A 16,334-nucleotide genomic window follows, 5' to 3' on the forward strand; every position below is an offset into this window, starting at 1 on the left:
CGCAACTGGGAGCACATCAAGGAGGTGTGGCTGAACCCGCCAAGGGAGCATGTGAGATCGCCAGAAAAAGTGGCGATAGCCGTTTAGAAAAGCGGACAACTTTGTTGACAAACACCGAGGTTGACGCTGACTTCGGCCGGGTCTATCCAGTATTCGCCACCGAAGCCCCAAGAGATCGAAAAGTCGATCACCCGAGTAGCGTCCAGGACCCATTTGTGTCCCGTGGTCATGGCGTCGATGGTGTTGTCGCCCGTAAGCCCATGGCTGCAGGGTGTGGGGTTGCCCACATTCAAGCTGGCCACCAGATTGGTGGACCGGCTGGCGGTGGTGTCTTTGTCCTCGTAGATGCTGAGGCTGTAGTACTTGAAAAAGTTGTCCTGGTCCCAGCTGGCATCGACGTAAAAGGTGCCGCTGTAAGGGGCGACCCAGTTGTAGATCACGTCTTGCTTGAAGCTGCCACCAGCTTCAGGCAGGAGGATGGGGGCGCCGTCATCGATTTCGCTGTTGGCCATGATGGTGTTGCCCTTGAGGTCGTAAATCCTCAGCAAGTAGGGATCGGCGTAGCTGGTCGAAAACAGGTCGTAGGTCGCGCCTTCGACGGCGGTGAATTTGTTTACCGAATGCAGCAATGCGAAGGAATTGAAGCCATAAACATCGGCCACTCGGTCCCAGCCTAGGCTGGGCACGCTGTGTGGTGTGAACGTCAGGCTTCGGGCCGTGGCCATCTGGCTGAAGGTCAAGTCGGGCAAATAGTCCAGCGTGGCGTAATGCATCATGTGAGTTAAATGGTATTATTTTTACTCTTATATAAATATATATTCACAACCATGCAATCCCTTGGCCACAGCATCAGGGGCTGGTTGCCATGGTTTGCATCCGCACCTCCCCGGAAGTGTCCATCCACAACACAGGCAAGTTCAGTTGCTTGAGCCATTCTGGCGTGGCTTCGGTTTGCTTGAGCATGATGGTGGTGCCCACAGCTCCCGCCAGCAGACAGCTCGGAGCGACCACGCTGACCGAGCGAAAGTGTTGCACAGGCCAACCGGTTCGTGGGTCGATGATGTGGCAGTAGCGTTGGCCTGCCAGTTCAAAAAAACGTTCGTAGTCGCCCGAAGTGGCCAAGGCTTGGCCAAAGAGCGGCAGGCTGGCCATGATGTGCTGAGCGTCGCGGGGATGCCGGATGCCAGCCGTCCAAGGTTGACCATCGGTCTTGGTGCCCACCGAAGAGATGTCGCCCCCCAGATTGACCAGCGCGTGCTGCACCCCGTTTTGGCGCAAGACCAAGGCAGCACGGTCTGCGGCGTACTCCTTGCCCAAGCCACCCAAATCGATCTGCATGCCTGCCCGGGGCAAAAACAACTGTGCCCCTTCGCGCTGCACCTGCGCCCACCCCACCAGTGGACGAATGCCTTCGATTTGCGCGGGCGTAGGGCATTGGGCTTTTTGAAAATTCCAGATTTGCCGGTAAACGCCGGAGGTGATGTCAAACAAGCCGTCGCTTTGCGCGTGCATGCGGTCGGCAAAGTCGATCAGGCTGTGGGTTTCGGGGTCAAGCTCAAGGGGGTGCTGGCCTGCCGCTTGGTTGATTTGACTGACGATGCTCTGGGGCTGGTAACGGGAAAACTTGGTCTCGATGCGCTTGATTTCAGCCACCGCTGTTTGGGCTTGCTCTTGCGCCCAGTGCACATCTTGTCCTGGCTGCAAGCCCACAGTGATCTCGCAAGCGCAAGCCATGGCCCTGAACTCAAAACGATGGACCCGGGCCATGCTCATCGGCCAAATTTATGGGTCAGTCCCAGCTGGACAAATTGCGCCTTGAAGTCATCAAGCCCCTCCACGTTGGGGCCATGCAAGGACCAAGCGTTGCGTTGTCTGTAGCGCTCGTATTTGATGTCCACAGAGGTGTTGGACGTGATCTTTTTCTCCAACTTCAGCCCCAATGTCAGGGCACCAAAAGCGGCCAACCGTTGGTCAAAACTGATGTGGCTTTGCCCCAAGACAAAATTGTTGGGAATGAACGGCACGTCAGGCCGATTGGGGTCGGGGGCGCTGAAGAAAGAGGCGGTTGATTGCGAGTAAATGCGTGCGCTGGGTGTGAGCGTCCACTGCGGCGTCAAAACCTGCGCCAAGTCCAATCCCAGCGTGGCCGATCGGATGCCAAAGCTGTCCTCCATGACCCTGGCTTGCCAACGTGCTGTGGTTTGGGTCTGGGGTCTGTGGTGGTTCCACCGTAAGCTGAGGGCATCGGTGCGCCTGTGGTCAGGGCGAGCATCCAGCAGTTTGTAGGGATCATTGAAGTACCCTTGGCCACTGGAATGTACCCACTGGACCTGGACCAAGTCTCGTGGCGTCACCACTTGGGTCAGGCCCAACAACAGTTCAGTGACCGTTTTCTTTTCATCAACCACCAGGCGCGTGACCGGGTTGATGGTGTCATGGGTGCGCGCAGCGCCCAAGTCCAAGGTGGTGTTGTTGTCAGGGGTGCTGCGCGAGTACATGAACACATGGCTGCGTGACAGGTAATCCACCTCTTTGGAGCCACTTTGCCCCAACATGATGCGCTGGTTGCGCCAATAGTGCGAGGCTTTGATGTCCTGCGCTCGGCGCTCATCGCGCACCGGGGCAAACGAGCGACGGGCGGTGTAATAGGCGGGCGATGCACCTGAGATGGTGTCCACCACGGTGCCCGCCTCCAAAGCCCAAGCGGCCCCAATGGGCAAAACCCAATGGCTCGATTGCGCCTTGACCCCAATGCGGCTGGCCTGGTCTTGGCGGTCTTGGTAGTCCATGGTCTTGAGACTGACCTGTGCCCGCTCGGGTTGCGCGACGGCCGACGCCGCAGTGGGCATGCCCAGCATCACCACAGCAGCAGCGGCCATCGCCAGTTGCTGGGTCTGCATCAGTTGCACCCACAGCCACCGCCGCCAATGCTCCAGCCACCGCTGGAGCCCTCGCGGCTGAAATAGATGTGTTCGCTGTACCGGGTCTCAAGGCGGTCAGCGTCCAGCGCCATCTCGGGCTTGGCCAAATCTTGTTTGTCCCAAGCCTGGACTTTGGGTGCACCGCAACCGACCAAGCCCCCGGCAAGGCCAAGGGTCAAAAGGAGAGTCCAGCGCATTGAGCAGGGCATGGCGTCATCAAAGGGCAAAGTGAAAACCGTTTTCAACCAAGCCCACCAAGCCAATTCTGTCTTGATTCAGGCCCGTTTCAGCCGCCAAAACACCCAAGCCAGCGATGCTGATCTCACCCTCAGCCAGCATGGCCACATAAGGCTGGGCCTGGCCTGCGGTTGGCATTTGGCCCACCACGTTGTTGAAGAGCAAATCGACAACGCTCGCAGGGTCATTGGCTTGACCGCCCAGCCTGACGTCGATGGCCAGCTTCATCAACTGGTCGTAGCTGTAATTGAGCCCTTCAAAATAAGTCAATCCGATGGCTGCAAAGTGCAAATTCTTGACCGCATCGGGCCCAAAAACCGCACCCAAAATTTTGGCAACCCGAGCCGGATTGCCGTTGGGCTGCATGTCAAGTGCCACACCCGCATCGGCAAAATTCAAACGCTCGACAGCCTGCAATTCGACCGAACCGGACTCACCGTTTTTGGCTTGCGCATTCCAGTTTACGCCGCCAACAGCGCGTTGAATGCTCCAGTCGCCGCTGCGTCCTGGCAAAACGACGGTGTCTTGCCCGCTGTTGCCCAAAATGATGTCGTTGCCGCCCATGCTCCAGATGATGTTGCCCAGATCGTTGCCCACGATGTAATCGTCAAACGGGGTCGACTTCACGTTTTCAATCCAGGTGCCGGGGGCGATGCTGAGATTGCCGAAATGCGCCATGCCTTGCGCATTCATGGCCACCGAGCTGACTTTGCCGGGCCGCATGTCAATGTGGCCCGAAACCCTGCTGCCAGAAATGTCAAGAACATCGATACCGCCGTCGTCCACGATCACCACGCTGGCGCTGCTGGTGCCGTCAGTGATGGCATAGGTGCTGCTGGACACGGCAAATGCCTTGCCACCGTACAAATAACGCAGGGCCTGCAGATCAAACAAACCATACCAAGTGGGCCATGCGTTGTTGGAGTTTTGCGTTGCCGAGACATCGAGCATCAAGGTGTGCGCAAATGTGGCAAAACCATCTAGCAAAACGGTTTGCCCCGATGTGTCTGCCTCACGCAAGGGATGCTGCAAGCCCAGCGCATGGGCCAACTCGTGCAGCAGCACGTAATAGCCCTCTTGGCCAGGCTGCATCAGTGCGGTCGTCTCCAAGTCGAGCCATACATCACCAGCTTTGGCGTCATTGCGGTGCTGATCTGGCAAAAACGAATAGCCGCGCGTGTTGGCTTGCTGGTTGATGCCAAAGCGAATCGTACCTGCGTCGCCCGGCACCTCTTGGAAGGTGATGCCTGTCTGTTGCTGCAGGCTCGACAAAATGGCGCGGGTGGTGTCTTGCAGGGCCGGACTGAAAGCCTGAAAACCGCTGCCGCCCTCGGCGCCCGTGGCTGGGGCTTTGTCCAAAAAGCTGTAAGTGATGGTGGTGGCGTGGCCCATGTCACCCATCTGTAAGCCTTGGGCCCCGCGCACCAAAATGTCCTGACCTCCTCGGCTGAGGTCAATCAGGTCAGAAATTCGATAGTCGACATTGGTCCACTGACCATTGCCCAGGTTTTGGTTGATCTGTATGGTTTCGACATTGCGAAGCTCCATCACCAACCCTGGCTGATTGCTCAGGTGCGCGCGCACCAATTTTCCGTCGGCTGAGGTTTGAAAGACCACCGATCCCTGATTGCTATTGTGTTGAAGACCAATTGTGACGAAGTCACTGCCACCGCGCCCATCAATCTGAATCAGTCCGTTGTGCCCGCGCCAAGGGCCAATCCAAAAGCGGTCATCCAGCGCTGATCCTAGGCCTGTATCTCCATCGCGCTTGAAACCATGGACATTGTGTATGTTGATGAGGGTGTCGAGGCCGCCAAAGCCGTCCAAGGCATAGCCCTCGCCCATGTCGACCAAAATGGGGTTGTTAGATGACCAGTAAAACGCGGTGGCTTGGCCATGACGCCCGCTCGGGTCGGCAATCAGGGTGTCGTTGCCAGGGCCACCCTCGCCAGTAGCCCATTCGAGCAAGGTGATGTGGTCGTCACCCCCCTCACCGCGGTAACGGTCACGCCCTTGAACAACCACCTTGTCTGGGCCTTCAGTGCCTTTGATGTCTTGCATGTGTTGGATTCCTGGAATTTGCTTTGTTCAGGTCAATAGCCGATCACAGGTAACCAATTTTGTGGTTTTTAAAATTGGCCAAGTTGGGCAAGACGGTGAGCAACTGGGCGGGTGACAACCCCATCCACAGCAGCGTGTCTGCAATGAACTGGTCAGACGAGAACTGCGGTAACCACTGACCTCTTTTGGGGTCGTACAAAGAGGCGTCATCGGGCCCGCCCGTTTGCAAAGTGGGGAAGTCGTCGCCATAAATTCGGCCGCCTTTGACGGGGCCGCCCATGACGTACCAATGGTTGCCCCAGGCATGGTCAGAGCCCGCGCCAGCTGCAGGGTCCAGTGTTCGACCAAATTCACTCAAAACAATGGTGACCACTTCATCTTGCATGCCCAGTGAGCGCATGGATTGGTCAAAGCCCACCAAGCTGCTGGTGACATCGTTGAACAGGGTCTCAAGCCCCGGGTTACCGGGGTCTGTTGAAACTTGGCCTGTGTGCGTGTCATAGCCACCGTCTTGCACCAGATAGACTTGACGACGTGCGCCCGCTCTTTTGCTGTAAGCGATGTGCTTGGCCGCAAAGCGCAGGTCTTTGCCGATCTGCATATTCGGAAACATGCCTGTTGGCTCTGCAACGCTTTGTTGGCCATTGGCAAACTCTAGGCTGTCTAAGTAAGCCACCCGCATGCTGCGTGAGAACTCGGCTTCAAACGCATTGCCAGACTGCATGCGGCTGAGCCACTCCAACCGCTTTTGGGTCAGGTCATTGGTGTTTTGCAAATTGGCCCGCCCCCAATTCGATGATCCATTGCTGTTGGCCAAGCTGATGGGTGTGTGGTTGCCCAGCACTGCCGTGTAGTCTCTGGCCAATGCGATCAGGGGTTGTTTGTTTCTCATGGATTGGGGCATGGCATCCATGGCTCGGCCGCCCCAGCCACTCAGGTCTTCATCGCCCATCCAACCCTGAATCCACTGTTCTTGCTCCGTATGCGACCCCAAAAATGGGGGCAACTTGGCGGTCCTGTCGCGCAGTTGCGTCAATGTGGTGGGTTGAATCAATGCCCCCACATTGGCCACGATGGCCATGCGCTGTTGTTCGAACAAAGTGCTCAGGCCGCGACTGGCGCCAGACAGGCCAAATTTGTGGCCGATGTGTGTGCCTGACAAAGGTACCAAGCTGTCTTTGGGCAGCGCCAATGAAGGCCTTGCCTTGGCATAGTCGTTGTAGGCGCCATCCATGGGCACCAACAGGTTGTTGCCGTCGTGTCCACCCGACAAGAACACCACCACCAAGGCTTTGTAGTCGGCAGCCTGAACATCGGCAACATGGGCCAACGAGGCCCCCAGACCAGCCAACGAAACAGCGCCCGCGTGCTTTAAGAAGTTTCGGCGATCCAGTGTCATTTGCTCACTCCGAACGAAGGGGTCAACATGGCCATTTCCAGCATGGCTCCAGTCAGCTTCATCATGTTGTTGTCGTGCCAAAAGTTTTTATGTGCTTCGACCAGACCTTGCGCGACAGCGGCGGGCATTGCGCCCCTGAAAAAGCGTTCGCCTATCAGGGCCACCAAATGCTCATTCGATTTGCGAGCAGCCGATTCGAAAACAGAGGCGTCACAACCTGCGTCCGACAACAAGTTGCTGTTTGACATGATGTTGTGGTACTGGCTCATGCGGCGGCTGAATTCGGTGGAGTTGAGCATCTTTTGCTCGGGCGCCAATAACTTGCTGCCTGGAGCGCGGTGGTTGGGTGGGTAGAAATTGAACACCGAATAAGCGTTGAAGGGTTGCTGCGAGTAGGCCATCCAGACCTGTGCTGGATCCCAGTCTGACTTGATGGCCAAGCGGCAGCCCAAACCGCGTACCAAGCCGGTGTGCAAAAGGTGTGGCTCTTTGATGCGGCCAAACCCTTTGATGGTTTTGAGGGGGTCATCGCCAGCACGCGCTTCGGGGTCGGTCAAGATGGCCTGAATGACTTGCCCCAAGTGGCCCTGTGTCTTGGCAAAAACACTGGCAACCCTTTGCAAATAGGCTGGCGATGGGTCGCTGGTGGTCATGCCTTGAATCAGGCGCAAAGAAACAAAGGGCGCGGTGTTCGGGTGGCTGATCAAGATGTCCACCAGACTGTCCAGATCTTTAACAGCGTCTTGTCCGCCCGGTATGGCTTTCCCCAACACCAGCTTGGGGCCTGTGTCGTGGTCATTTGCCCAGTGCGCCACCATGGGCTTGCCGTAATTGAAGTGGTTGGATGTTTCTCGCTTTTGATCGGGATCTGCAAAGTTCCAACCCGTCAAAGCGCGAGTGGCTTCGATCACGTCTTTTTGGCCATAGGTTTCCAGCATCTTGCCTTGCGCGTCTCGTTTGGGCGTGCCGTCCATGTTCAGTTGCACCAAACCCACTGAGAAAAGCTGCATCAACTCTCGGCCATAGTTTTCATTCAGGCTCATGCGCCTGTTTTGAGAGTTGTCCAAGTAAAAACCCATGGCCGGACTGCGTGTGACGGCCTTGAGCAAATCGCCATATTGTCCGAACGCATGCGTTTGCAGCATGTTGAAATATTCAGACGCCCCATAGGGCTGAATTTTTCGGGTCGAGACCACCAAAAAATTGGACAAGACCCAAGTGGTGCGCAAGCGCAGCTGGTCTTCGCCGCCAACGAAATGGTTGTGGAGTTGCGTTTCAGAATGCTTGGAAGCACGCCTGTGGGCCACCATGTCTTGCAGCTCGTAGTTGGCCAAGTCATTGGGTGTGCGAATGAGGGAGGGTGCCATTTTTTGCTGACGGTCTATCCAGCTCTCAAGACCTTGGGCCCGAACTTGACTGACAGCTGTGGGCGATGGGCCCATAGATGCGTGTTCAAGGAACCTTGAAACCGCGTAATGCGAGGCTTTTGAATCGGCACCTCCGACCCCCCCGACTTGACCTGCCAGTTGGGCATAAACGGGCTCTTGGTCTCCTGAGCAACCAACCAAGCTGCCCACAACGACAAACCCGATAGCAGACAGCCATCGTCGAGCCACTTTTGCGCGTGTTTTCATGATTTATTCGGGATAAAAATGACAAAAATCACTGAATCATTAATGACATTGTTATAACATGCATATATGTTTTTTTGATGTTTTGTGCGACTCGCCGATCCAATTTCCGTCCTTAATAAACCTGCCATGCGCCACACACACTTTGTTAAGAATCGCAGACATTTTTTGGCTGTCTTGCCGGTTCTTTGGGCGCAGCCTTTGGTGTGTGCTCAAAACACCGTGGTGGTTGCCGCCCCCCCACTTTCACCCGCTTGGGTTTTGCCCCTTTGGACTGCGCAAGGCAGCGCGTCGAAAGAGCTGAGTTCAAGTGATTTGTTGGGGCAATGGTTGTATTTGGACTTTTGGGCCTCGTGGTGCGGACCCTGTAAGCAATCGTTTCCGTGGATGGGCCAATTGCAGCAACATATGCGCGACGTCAAATTTCAAGTCGTGGCCGTGGGCTTGGACAAACAAGCGGCGACCATGGAGCGTTTTTTGAAGCAATTCCCAAGGCATGTGCAGGTGGTGTGGGACCCATTGGCCGAAACCGCCAAACGCTTTGACGTGCAAGCCATGCCCAGCAGTTACCTGATCAACCCGGCGGGGCAGGTGGTTTGGCGTCACCGGGGCTTTCATCTGGCAGACAGTGCTGCTTTGTTGGGCATTATTCGCCAGCGCGTGCTGGGTTGAGCCAGACTTTTCAGGGACTTAAAGATAGCCCGTGCCATCGGCATCAGGCCGCTGGCGAGACATACTCGAGCGGAACTGCTGGCGTGCCCATTAGCCCGATTTGGGTCAGGTTCAAACTGGTCTGCGCTGCCAACATGGCCAAAGATACAGGGGTGTGCTGGCCTGATTCGATCAAAGCCACAAATTCTTGCTGCACCGTCGCTGTGGGCAGCACCCCCACAACATTCTGGTACAGCGTGCGAACCACCTCTGCGGGGTTGGTCACTTGGTCTCCCAAGCGAACATTCAGAGCCAGAGCCATCAACTCGGTGGCTGTGAAGTTCAGTTGATCCAGATAGTGCAAGCCAATGCCTACATAGACCTTGTCGCGGATGGCTCCCGCACCAAATACAGCCCCCAAAATTTGCAGGACTTCACCCGCATGGCCTTTCATGTCCAAGGCCAGTGACATGTCTGAAAAATGGATTCTTTCAATTTGAACCAAGCGGTCCGTGCCATTGGAGCCCTTGTTGTCACGGACATCGGCACCCGCCGTGCTCAATGTCACGGTGTAGTCTTGGCGGGCACCCTTGTAGGTGACCGTGTCCAAACCCCAATTTCCCACCAGCTGCTCGCTGCCCAAGCCATCCGTGAAGTTTTGGTTTTGGTACAAAAGAACGGTTTTATCGGGGAACTGAACCGCCTCGACATTGAGTAAGGTGACTTTGTCAGCGCTAGAAGCACCCGAGATGGTGTCCATGTAAACAATGCCCGGGTAGGCATTGATCTCAAAGTTGCTGGACGCCCACTCGACAACCAGGGTGTCGTACCCGCCCCGACCATCGACCGTATCGGACCCGCCCAAAGGGTAAATCCACTCGTCTGTGTCCGTGCCTAGGATAACTTCACTGCCGGTGTTTTTTTTGCCGTCAATTCGGTGGGGTGTCATATTGCCTTTCTCAAACCATCAAAATCTACAAATGAATAGGATTTGATGGCGTTGTGACTATCATACAAAAATGATATTGCACTGAAGAGGCAAACCTGTTACCAAAACCATGTCGGTGTCATTTTTCAGATTGGCCGCCTAACTCAGCAGATCTCCTTGGGTTGAATACGCAGCAGCACAAAGCCAAAGCAATGGATGCGTCACTTAAAATCAACGATTCAATGACAACGTTTTATTTTTCATTTTTCCGCTATAGACGCACCATGTTCAAAATAAAACCGCTTGTTTTTTGTTTGACCTTGTTGCTTGCAGCTTGTGGCGGTAGCTCAGGTTTTGCGCCTTTCATTTCGGCGGCCAAGCCTGAGTTTTTGCAATACGGTCGCACCGCCACCATTTTGTTGGGTGGGCGGCATTTGCGCTCTTTTTTGGTGGTGGAGTCGCCCGGTTGCGCTAATCCGGTGTTTTCGCAGCGCAGCACCACAGAGCTGTTGGTGCTCAATTGCATGGTGAATGGGGTGGGTGATTTGCCTTTGTCGGTCAAGGACCCCGAAGGCAAGCTGGTGTTTGCCACCACTTTGACGGTGCCCAAACCGCAGGTGAACTTGGTGACCAGTGCGGGCAACATGCTTTTGGAACTGGACCCGGCCAAGGCTCCGGTTTCTGTGAACAATTTCTTGAGCTATGTGCGCCAGGGCTTTTACACCAACACCTTGTTTCACCGGGTGATTTCCGGCTTTGTGGTGCAGGGCGGTGGTTACAACACGGGCTTGGTCAAAAAGCCGGGGCAGGCAGCGCCGATTGCACTGGAAAGCCAAAACGGTTTGTCCAACCTGCGTGGCACTTTGGCCATGGCCCGCACCAATGAGCCGAATTCGGCCACGTCTGAGTTTTATGTGAACTTGGTTGACAACTTGTTTCTAGACTACAGGGACAGCGCCAACCCGGGTTATGCGGTGTTTGGCACGGTGGTTCAGGGCATGGGGGTGGTGGATGCCATCGCGTCCCAGCCCACCGGCACTGTGAATGGGGTTCCCAATGTGCCGCTGTCCGAGGTCACCATCACGTCGGCTGTGCAGGTGCGCTAAGAGGCTGATGCCGCCATCAAGGCGGCTGATGGTGTAAGAGCCTTGGCTCAAGAATGTGCGTTTGGTGCCGATATCTCAGAACACCAATCATTTCTTGCCATGCAGCTTATTTACAAATCACCCGAAAAGTTCGAGATACCCGAACGGCACAGGTATGTCTTTGACGGTATGGACGTGGGCGACAGTTTGTTTTTTGACGACTTCAAGCTCGCCGAGAACGCCCGGGTGGCGGCCATCCAGTTCGCCAAAAGGCGAAATCCCGATTGGAAGTTCGGGATTCGCAAGATGAACAACGGTTGGCGGATTTTCAGGATGGTTTAACGGCCAGAGCAGCTGTTGATGTTGCAAGGGCAGTCGTAGATGTCACCTACGATGGTGGTGAGGAAAGGCGAGTTGCTCAGGAGGGTGCCTTCACGCAGCATGATGTCGGTCTGCCCACCCATGTTGACGTTGGCGGGTATGCCAGTTTCGGAGTGGTGCACGATGGTGACCCATTTACCACCCATGAGAAATGCGCGGTTTTTGAACAGGTTGAGGGCCGAGCTGAAGTCGCTGTTGGTGCGCACACGGTAGCGCTGGATGAGCGAGCAACTGTTGACGGTGGCGTAAACCTGCGAGCCAACAATGATGGATTTGGATTGCGGGGTCTCTTGGTACAGCACGTCGGGCTGAGAGATGGTGGTGTCTTTGTTGATGTCTTTGGCGACACTCGGTGCAACGCGCAGGTCAATGCTGGCGCAGGCGGTCAGAAAAAGGGCGGTCGTCAGAGCGATCAGGGTCGAGATTTTCATGGGATGGGCCTTCGGGTGCAGTGATGGGTGACGAACTGCGATGGTGGCAATTCATTGTTTTTATTATCACTTTGCCCTTTGGGCCCTGTCCACGCCTGCCTGTGTAACAACCGTAACTTGTTATCTTAGGTGTGCAATAAAACGCGCTTTTGCAGGATCAATACACCCAAAGCATGTTGTGACCCGCCATGCCAGCGGTGGCGGTGCCGACAATCAGAATCTCTGGCAAATCGTTGCCGGTGTGCAGGTAGCAGCCATCGCCCAATGGCACCCAGCCGATGGATTCGGCTTCGATTTCGGCCAGTTCGCGCCAAAATTCAGCTTCGATGTCGGCAGTAGGGTTAGGGCCAGAAATGTTGGGCATGGGCTTGGGTGGGTCAGGCGGGATGGTGGGCAGTGCGAGTCGATGCTGGAAATGTCAAAGTTGGCATTGTAGTGAGTGAGGCAAGGACTCAAGTTTGGGCACTTGGGGACGATTCTTGACAGACTGAGTGCCGACGTGTTGTGCAGCACTCTTAACCTGAGATTTCTCAACGATGTTGCGCCTTTGGATATCTGCAGTGGGTGTGTTGCTGTTGTCAGGCTGTGCAAGTTTTTTGCACAGTGATGTGCAGCATGTGCAGGTCACGGCCAAGTGCAAAGACCGCGTTGTGCCCGCCGCATGTGTGGCGCAAAATGCCAAGGGGGTCTGGCATTTTCAGGCGCCCAGTACCATTGAGGTGCGCAAGGACATGACGTCTTTGCAAATTGCCTGCAGATCACTTTTTTTCCCTGAAATCACGGCCACGGTGCCTTCGCGACTGAATTTGTCGATGGCGGGAAATTTGTTGGTGGGCGGTGTGGTGGGTGCCGGGGTGGATGTTTACCGTGGCACTGGTTTTGCGTATGCCTCCGATGTGCGCATTGCATATTCGGCGTGCCAGTGAGCGTTTCCTCAAAGGGCAGGACATGAAAAATCTCAGAGTTTGGTGCGTTTTGGCTTTGTTGCCGGTGTTGGCGGCTTGTGGCGGGGGAGGCTCGGGCTGCAACTTGCTGGGGGGAGCGCTGTGCGACTCGTCCACCCCGGTGGTCAACCAAGCGCCGGTGGCGGTGGCGGGCGCCAACCAAAGTGTGTTGCTGGGGGCAGGTTCCGTGAAGCTCAATGGCAGTGGCAGCACCGACGCCAATGGCGATGCGCTGACTTATGAGTGGGCCATGGATTCCAGGCCTCCTCGAAGTGCCGCTGATTTGAGCCAGGCGACCTCGGTCGAGCCGACGTTCACGCCCGATCTTCCGGGAGAGTATCGCTTTTCTTTGGTGGTCTCGGACACCAAGCTGCGCAGTGCCAGGTCTTTGGTGACGGTCACCGTGTCGGAAGTGAATGCGCCCCCCGTGGCCAATGCCGGGGTGGACCAGAGCGTGTTGGTCAATGCCGTGGTGTCGCTGGACGGTCGTGACAGCTCAGACGCCAACCGCGATAACGTGTTGACCTTCACATGGTCTTTGGTGCGGCCCGATGGCACGTCGGCGGTCTTGACCGGTGTGCGCCCCACCTTCACGGCTGCCCTGACGGGCACTTACACTGCGAGCCTGACGGTGCGCGATGAGGTCTCGTCCAGTGCACCCGATGCGGTGCGCGTGGTGGTCTCGGCCGTCAATGCGCCCCCTGTGGCGGTGATCACGGCGCCTTCCAGCGTGGTGATGGGCACGCGAGTGCAGCTCAGCGCTGCGAGCAGCACCGACAGCAACCGCGATACCTTGAATTACAAGTGGGCATTGCTGGACAAACCCAGAAAGGCCACGGGTGCTTTGGCCGACAGTGCGGCCGTTTTGTCGAGCGCGACCTTGGTCAACCCCTTGTTCACCGCCGATGTGGCAGGGTTCTATGTGTTGAGCCTGGTGGTCAACGATGGCCAGGTCAACAGCGAGCCGGTGACGGTGTTGGTGACGGCCTCATCCCAGAACTTGCCGCCTGTGGCCAACGCAGGCCCTGAGCAAGTGGTGGTGGTGGGTGCGCCGGTGACCCTGAGTGGCAGTGCCAGCACCGACCCCAATGAGGACACCTTGACTTACCAATGGTCCCTGACCACCCGCCCCAATTTGTCGGCTGCGGCATTGACCAACCCGAACACCGTGGGGCCGACCTTCACGCCGGACTTGGCGGGCTTTTATGTGGCGACTTTGACCGTGAACGACAGCAAGGGCGGCACCCATGTGTCGCGGGTGTTGATCAAAGCGGAGTGAGTTTGATAATTTCATATAGGAACGAGTTATACTCGCTTCCTATATGAACTTTCAGATCCGCGTTCCTCTTGACACAACGGCCGAGCAACATGCTCGGCTGGGTGCTTTACGGGTGGTGTTTGCGCAGGTTTGCAACGAACTGGCGCCCCATGTGCAGCAGTCCCGGGTGTGGAACCGGGTGGCTTTGCACCATTTGCATTACCGCGCTTTGCGGGCGCAGTTTCCGGCTTTGGGCTCGCAGATGGTGTGCAACGCCATTTATGCGGTGTCCAAAATGGCCCGCTTGATTTACCAACACCCCCAAAGTCCTTTCAATCCGGCCCTCAAACCAGGCGCTGCTTTGCCGCTTTTGCGCTTTGCCGACAGTTGCCCGGTGTACTTTGACCGCCACACCTTGAGCATCAAGCCGGGGCAGTTGTCGCTCTTCACCATGGACGGGCGCATGCGCTTTGATTTGACCTTGAGCACCGACAAGCTAGCGATTTTTGCCCAAGCCAAGTTGCGCGAGATTGTGCTCAATGAACGGGCAGACAAGGTCTTTGAGTTGTCGTTTTATCTGGATTCGGCCGACGTGGCGGATCTGCCCGAGGGCGATGCGCCCGCTGTGCCAAGCCTGGAGGGTGCAGTGCCTTCCCGCTTGATTCCCGAATATGTTTCTGTTGAGGTGACGCCATGAAGTCTGGTTCTGCGGTATCCGAATTGCGCATGGCGCTGTGGGAGAACAAGCCGGCTTGGCGCCAAGCGGTGTTGATGAGCTGGGTGATTGGTTTGTTGGGCTTCACCCCCACGGTGTACATGCTGCAGGTTTACGAGCGGGTGGTGAACAGCCGCGATGTGATGACGCTCTTGATGTTGACCGTGGTCACCTTGGGGGCCTATGCGGTGATGGAGCTGATCGAGAAGCTCCGTTCACGTTTGTTGTGGGGGGCTGGCATCGAATTTGAGTTGCGCATGGCCGACCGTGTGTACAACGCGATGTTTGACGGTTTGCTGAAAAAGCAAATGGGCGGCGCCATGTCGGTGCAGAACGACTTTAAAACGGTGCGCGATTTTTTCAACAACCCGGCTTTGGGGGCGATGTTTGAGTTGCCCATTGCGCTGGTGTCGTTGGTGTTGATTTTTGCCATCAGCCCGGTCTTGGGTTGGGCCGCTTTGGTGGGGGCAGCAGCGCAGACTTTGGTGACTTGGCTGATTCAGCGCACGTCGCGCGAGCCTTTGCAAGAGGCGCAGCGCCGATCGCAAGAGGCACAGACTTATGCCGAGGCTTCGCTGCGCAATGCGCAGGTGATGGAGTCGATGGGCATGCTGGACGCGGTGATGGGCCAGTGGCAGAAAAAGCAGCGGGCATTTTTGGCGTTCCAAGCCAAGGCCTCCGAGTCAGCGGGCGGCTTGAACGCGGTGTCCAAGTTGTTGCAGCAGTTGATGGGTTCGGTATTGTTGGGTCTGAGCGCTTGGCTGTTGTTGTTCAATGCCCTGAATGGCGGCGCAGCCATGATGATCATCAGCTCGGTCTTGGGGGGGCGCTTGTTGGCGCCACTGACTCAGATTGCGCAGCAGTGGAGCGCGGTGGCCACGGTGACGGGGGCTTGGGTGCGTTTGTCCAGCTTGCTGCAAAACGTGCCAGCGCGTGAAAAGAACATGGCTTTGCCCGCGCCCAAGGGCGAGTTGACGGTGGAGGGCTTGGTGGCGGCAGCGCCTGGCCAAGCGCAGGCGATTTTGCGCGGATTGCAGTTTGGCTTGCCCGCAGGGCAGGTGCTGGCGGTGGTGGGGCCTTCGGCTTCGGGCAAGACCTCGCTGGCCAAGTTGTTGTTGGGCATTTGGCAGCCGCAGGCGGGCAAAGTGCGCTTGGATGGCGTGGATGTGCACACTTGGGACAAGGCCGAGTTGGGCCCGCACCTGGGCTATTTGCCGCAAGGGGTCGAGTTGCTGGAGGGCACGCTGGCCGAAAACATTGCCCGCTTTGGCGATTTGGACAGGCCCCGCATTGAACAAGCCGCGGCTTTGGTGGGCTTGCATGAGTTCATCTTGGCTTTGCCCAAAGGCTATGAAACGCCCGTGGGGCGTGATGGCGGTTTGCTGTCGGGCGGCCAACGTCAGCGTGTGGCCTTGGCCCGAGCTTTGTATGGCGATCCTGTTTTTGTGGTGCTGGACGAACCCAATTCGAGCCTGGACGAGGCAGGCGATGTGGCCTTGACGCAGGCGATTGCCACGATGAAGTCGCGTGGTACGACGTTTGTGATCAACACGCACCGCACCAGTGTGTTGTCGGTGTCTGACCGGGTGTTGGTGCTCAAGGATGGGACGCAGCAGTTGTATGGCCCGACTGCTGAGGTTTTGCAAAAGCTGATGCCTGCTGCGGCGTCTGTGTCGGCCCAGGCTGCGTGAG

Annotated in this window: 17 protein-coding genes; 7 read left to right on the top strand and 10 right to left on the bottom strand. The window is 56.6% G+C overall.

The features are described from left to right. Window positions 1-83: 83 nt before the first annotated feature. From B472_RS10175 to B472_RS10205, 7 genes are all read right to left on the bottom strand, one after another. Window positions 84-776: a hypothetical protein gene (locus B472_RS10175; protein WP_019426277.1), complete on the bottom strand. Its 693-nt coding sequence runs from the start codon at window positions 774-776 to the stop codon at window positions 84-86. A gap of 73 nt (window positions 777-849) precedes the next feature. Then, entirely contained in the window at window positions 850-1,773 is a 924-nt protein-coding gene (locus B472_RS10180) for an FAD:protein FMN transferase (RefSeq protein WP_019426278.1), read from the bottom strand. Then, entirely contained in the window at window positions 1,770-2,900 is a 1,131-nt protein-coding gene (locus B472_RS10185) for a DUF3570 domain-containing protein (protein WP_019426279.1), read from the bottom strand. Before B472_RS10185 ends, B472_RS10180 begins: the two co-directional genes overlap by 4 nt. Next, complete coding sequence (locus B472_RS10190; RefSeq protein ID WP_238147429.1) at window positions 2,900-3,100, bottom strand: DUF4266 domain-containing protein; 201 nt, start codon at window positions 3,098-3,100, stop codon at window positions 2,900-2,902. The genes B472_RS10185 and B472_RS10190 overlap by 1 nt, the downstream gene beginning before the upstream one ends. Before the next feature lie 37 nt (window positions 3,101-3,137). Beyond that, window positions 3,138-5,219 (bottom strand): M10 family metallopeptidase, encoded by a 2,082-nt coding sequence (locus B472_RS10195; protein ID WP_019426281.1) that lies wholly within the window; start codon window positions 5,217-5,219, stop codon window positions 3,138-3,140. Window positions 5,220-5,262: 43 nt separating this feature from the next. Further along, window positions 5,263-6,618 (bottom strand): DUF1501 domain-containing protein, encoded by a 1,356-nt coding sequence (locus B472_RS10200; protein ID WP_019426282.1) that lies wholly within the window; start codon window positions 6,616-6,618, stop codon window positions 5,263-5,265. Then, window positions 6,615-8,252, bottom strand: coding sequence for a DUF1800 family protein (locus B472_RS10205; protein WP_081504936.1), 1,638 nt, complete (start codon window positions 8,250-8,252; stop codon window positions 6,615-6,617). Before B472_RS10205 ends, B472_RS10200 begins: the two co-directional genes overlap by 4 nt. Before the next feature lie 126 nt (window positions 8,253-8,378). Here B472_RS10205 and B472_RS10210 point away from each other — a divergent pair, with 126 nt between their 5' ends. Next, window positions 8,379-8,921, top strand: a complete 543-nt coding sequence (locus B472_RS10210; RefSeq protein WP_019426284.1) for a TlpA disulfide reductase family protein — start codon at window positions 8,379-8,381, stop codon at window positions 8,919-8,921. A gap of 43 nt (window positions 8,922-8,964) precedes the next feature. Here the strand turns inward: B472_RS10210 and B472_RS10215 are convergent, their stop codons facing one another. Continuing rightward, window positions 8,965-9,849, bottom strand: coding sequence for a hypothetical protein (locus B472_RS10215; protein ID WP_019426285.1), 885 nt, complete (start codon window positions 9,847-9,849; stop codon window positions 8,965-8,967). Between the two features lie 263 nt (window positions 9,850-10,112). Between B472_RS10215 and B472_RS10220 the strand changes: the two genes are divergently transcribed. Both B472_RS10220 and B472_RS10225 read left to right on the top strand, forming a co-directional pair. Beyond that, a complete protein-coding gene (locus tag B472_RS10220; protein WP_019426286.1) occupies window positions 10,113-10,934 on the top strand; it encodes a peptidylprolyl isomerase in 822 nt (273 codons plus the stop codon). A gap of 99 nt (window positions 10,935-11,033) precedes the next feature. After that, on the top strand, window positions 11,034-11,255 hold the full coding sequence (locus tag B472_RS10225; RefSeq protein ID WP_019426287.1) for a hypothetical protein: 222 nt from the start codon (window positions 11,034-11,036) through the stop codon (window positions 11,253-11,255). Here the strand turns inward: B472_RS10225 and B472_RS10230 are convergent. After that, window positions 11,252-11,725 (bottom strand): hypothetical protein, encoded by a 474-nt coding sequence (locus B472_RS10230; protein WP_019426288.1) that lies wholly within the window; start codon window positions 11,723-11,725, stop codon window positions 11,252-11,254. The two genes, B472_RS10225 and B472_RS10230, sit on opposite strands and share 4 nt — an antisense overlap. A 157-nt stretch (window positions 11,726-11,882) precedes the next feature. Further along, a complete protein-coding gene (locus tag B472_RS10235; RefSeq protein ID WP_019426289.1) occupies window positions 11,883-12,089 on the bottom strand; it encodes a hypothetical protein in 207 nt (68 codons plus the stop codon). Window positions 12,090-12,261: 172 nt separating this feature from the next. Here B472_RS10235 and B472_RS10240 point away from each other — a divergent pair, with 172 nt between their 5' ends. From B472_RS10240 to B472_RS10255, 4 genes are read left to right on the top strand one after another with little or no spacing between them, the layout of a single operon-like run. Further along, the gene (locus B472_RS10240) at window positions 12,262-12,651 is read left to right on the top strand and encodes a hypothetical protein (RefSeq protein ID WP_019426290.1); all 390 of its coding nucleotides are present in this window, start codon (window positions 12,262-12,264) and stop codon (window positions 12,649-12,651) included. Window positions 12,652-12,673: 22 nt separating this feature from the next. After that, a complete protein-coding gene (locus tag B472_RS10245) occupies window positions 12,674-13,948 on the top strand; it encodes a PKD domain-containing protein (protein ID WP_157951973.1) in 1,275 nt (424 codons plus the stop codon). Between the two features lie 43 nt (window positions 13,949-13,991). Beyond that, window positions 13,992-14,624 (top strand): hypothetical protein, encoded by a 633-nt coding sequence (locus B472_RS10250; RefSeq protein WP_019426292.1) that lies wholly within the window; start codon window positions 13,992-13,994, stop codon window positions 14,622-14,624. Beyond that, a complete protein-coding gene (locus B472_RS10255) occupies window positions 14,621-16,333 on the top strand; it encodes a type I secretion system permease/ATPase (protein ID WP_019426293.1) in 1,713 nt (570 codons plus the stop codon). Before B472_RS10250 ends, B472_RS10255 begins: the two co-directional genes overlap by 4 nt. The last annotated feature ends 1 nt before the right edge of the window (window position 16,334 follow it).

This window comes from Limnohabitans sp. Rim28 (assembly GCF_000293865.2).
Lineage (GTDB): Bacteria > Pseudomonadota > Gammaproteobacteria > Burkholderiales > Burkholderiaceae_C > Limnohabitans_A.

Bases quoted from the DNA above. Each gene is read 5' to 3' on its own strand.
- B472_RS10175 (WP_019426277.1), bottom strand. From the start codon at position 776: ATGATGCATTACGCCACGCTGGACTATTTGCCCGACTTGACCTTCAGC.
- B472_RS10180 (WP_019426278.1), bottom strand. From the start codon at position 1,773: ATGAGCATGGCCCGGGTCCATCGTTTTGAGTTCAGGGCCATGGCTTGC.
- B472_RS10185 (WP_019426279.1), bottom strand. From the start codon at position 2,900: ATGCAGACCCAGCAACTGGCGATGGCCGCTGCTGCTGTGGTGATGCTG.
- B472_RS10195 (WP_019426281.1), bottom strand. From the start codon at position 5,219: ATGCAAGACATCAAAGGCACTGAAGGCCCAGACAAGGTGGTTGTTCAA.
- B472_RS10200 (WP_019426282.1), bottom strand. From the start codon at position 6,618: ATGACACTGGATCGCCGAAACTTCTTAAAGCACGCGGGCGCTGTTTCG.
- B472_RS10205 (WP_081504936.1), bottom strand. From the start codon at position 8,252: ATGAAAACACGCGCAAAAGTGGCTCGACGATGGCTGTCTGCTATCGGG.
- B472_RS10210 (WP_019426284.1), top strand. From the start codon at position 8,379: ATGCGCCACACACACTTTGTTAAGAATCGCAGACATTTTTTGGCTGTC.
- B472_RS10215 (WP_019426285.1), bottom strand. From the start codon at position 9,849: ATGACACCCCACCGAATTGACGGCAAAAAAAACACCGGCAGTGAAGTT.
- B472_RS10220 (WP_019426286.1), top strand. From the start codon at position 10,113: ATGTTCAAAATAAAACCGCTTGTTTTTTGTTTGACCTTGTTGCTTGCA.
- B472_RS10225 (WP_019426287.1), top strand. From the start codon at position 11,034: ATGCAGCTTATTTACAAATCACCCGAAAAGTTCGAGATACCCGAACGG.
- B472_RS10230 (WP_019426288.1), bottom strand. From the start codon at position 11,725: ATGAAAATCTCGACCCTGATCGCTCTGACGACCGCCCTTTTTCTGACC.
- B472_RS10235 (WP_019426289.1), bottom strand. From the start codon at position 12,089: ATGCCCAACATTTCTGGCCCTAACCCTACTGCCGACATCGAAGCTGAA.
- B472_RS10240 (WP_019426290.1), top strand. From the start codon at position 12,262: ATGTTGCGCCTTTGGATATCTGCAGTGGGTGTGTTGCTGTTGTCAGGC.
- B472_RS10245 (WP_157951973.1), top strand. From the start codon at position 12,674: ATGAAAAATCTCAGAGTTTGGTGCGTTTTGGCTTTGTTGCCGGTGTTG.
- B472_RS10250 (WP_019426292.1), top strand. From the start codon at position 13,992: ATGAACTTTCAGATCCGCGTTCCTCTTGACACAACGGCCGAGCAACAT.
- B472_RS10255 (WP_019426293.1), top strand. From the start codon at position 14,621: ATGAAGTCTGGTTCTGCGGTATCCGAATTGCGCATGGCGCTGTGGGAG.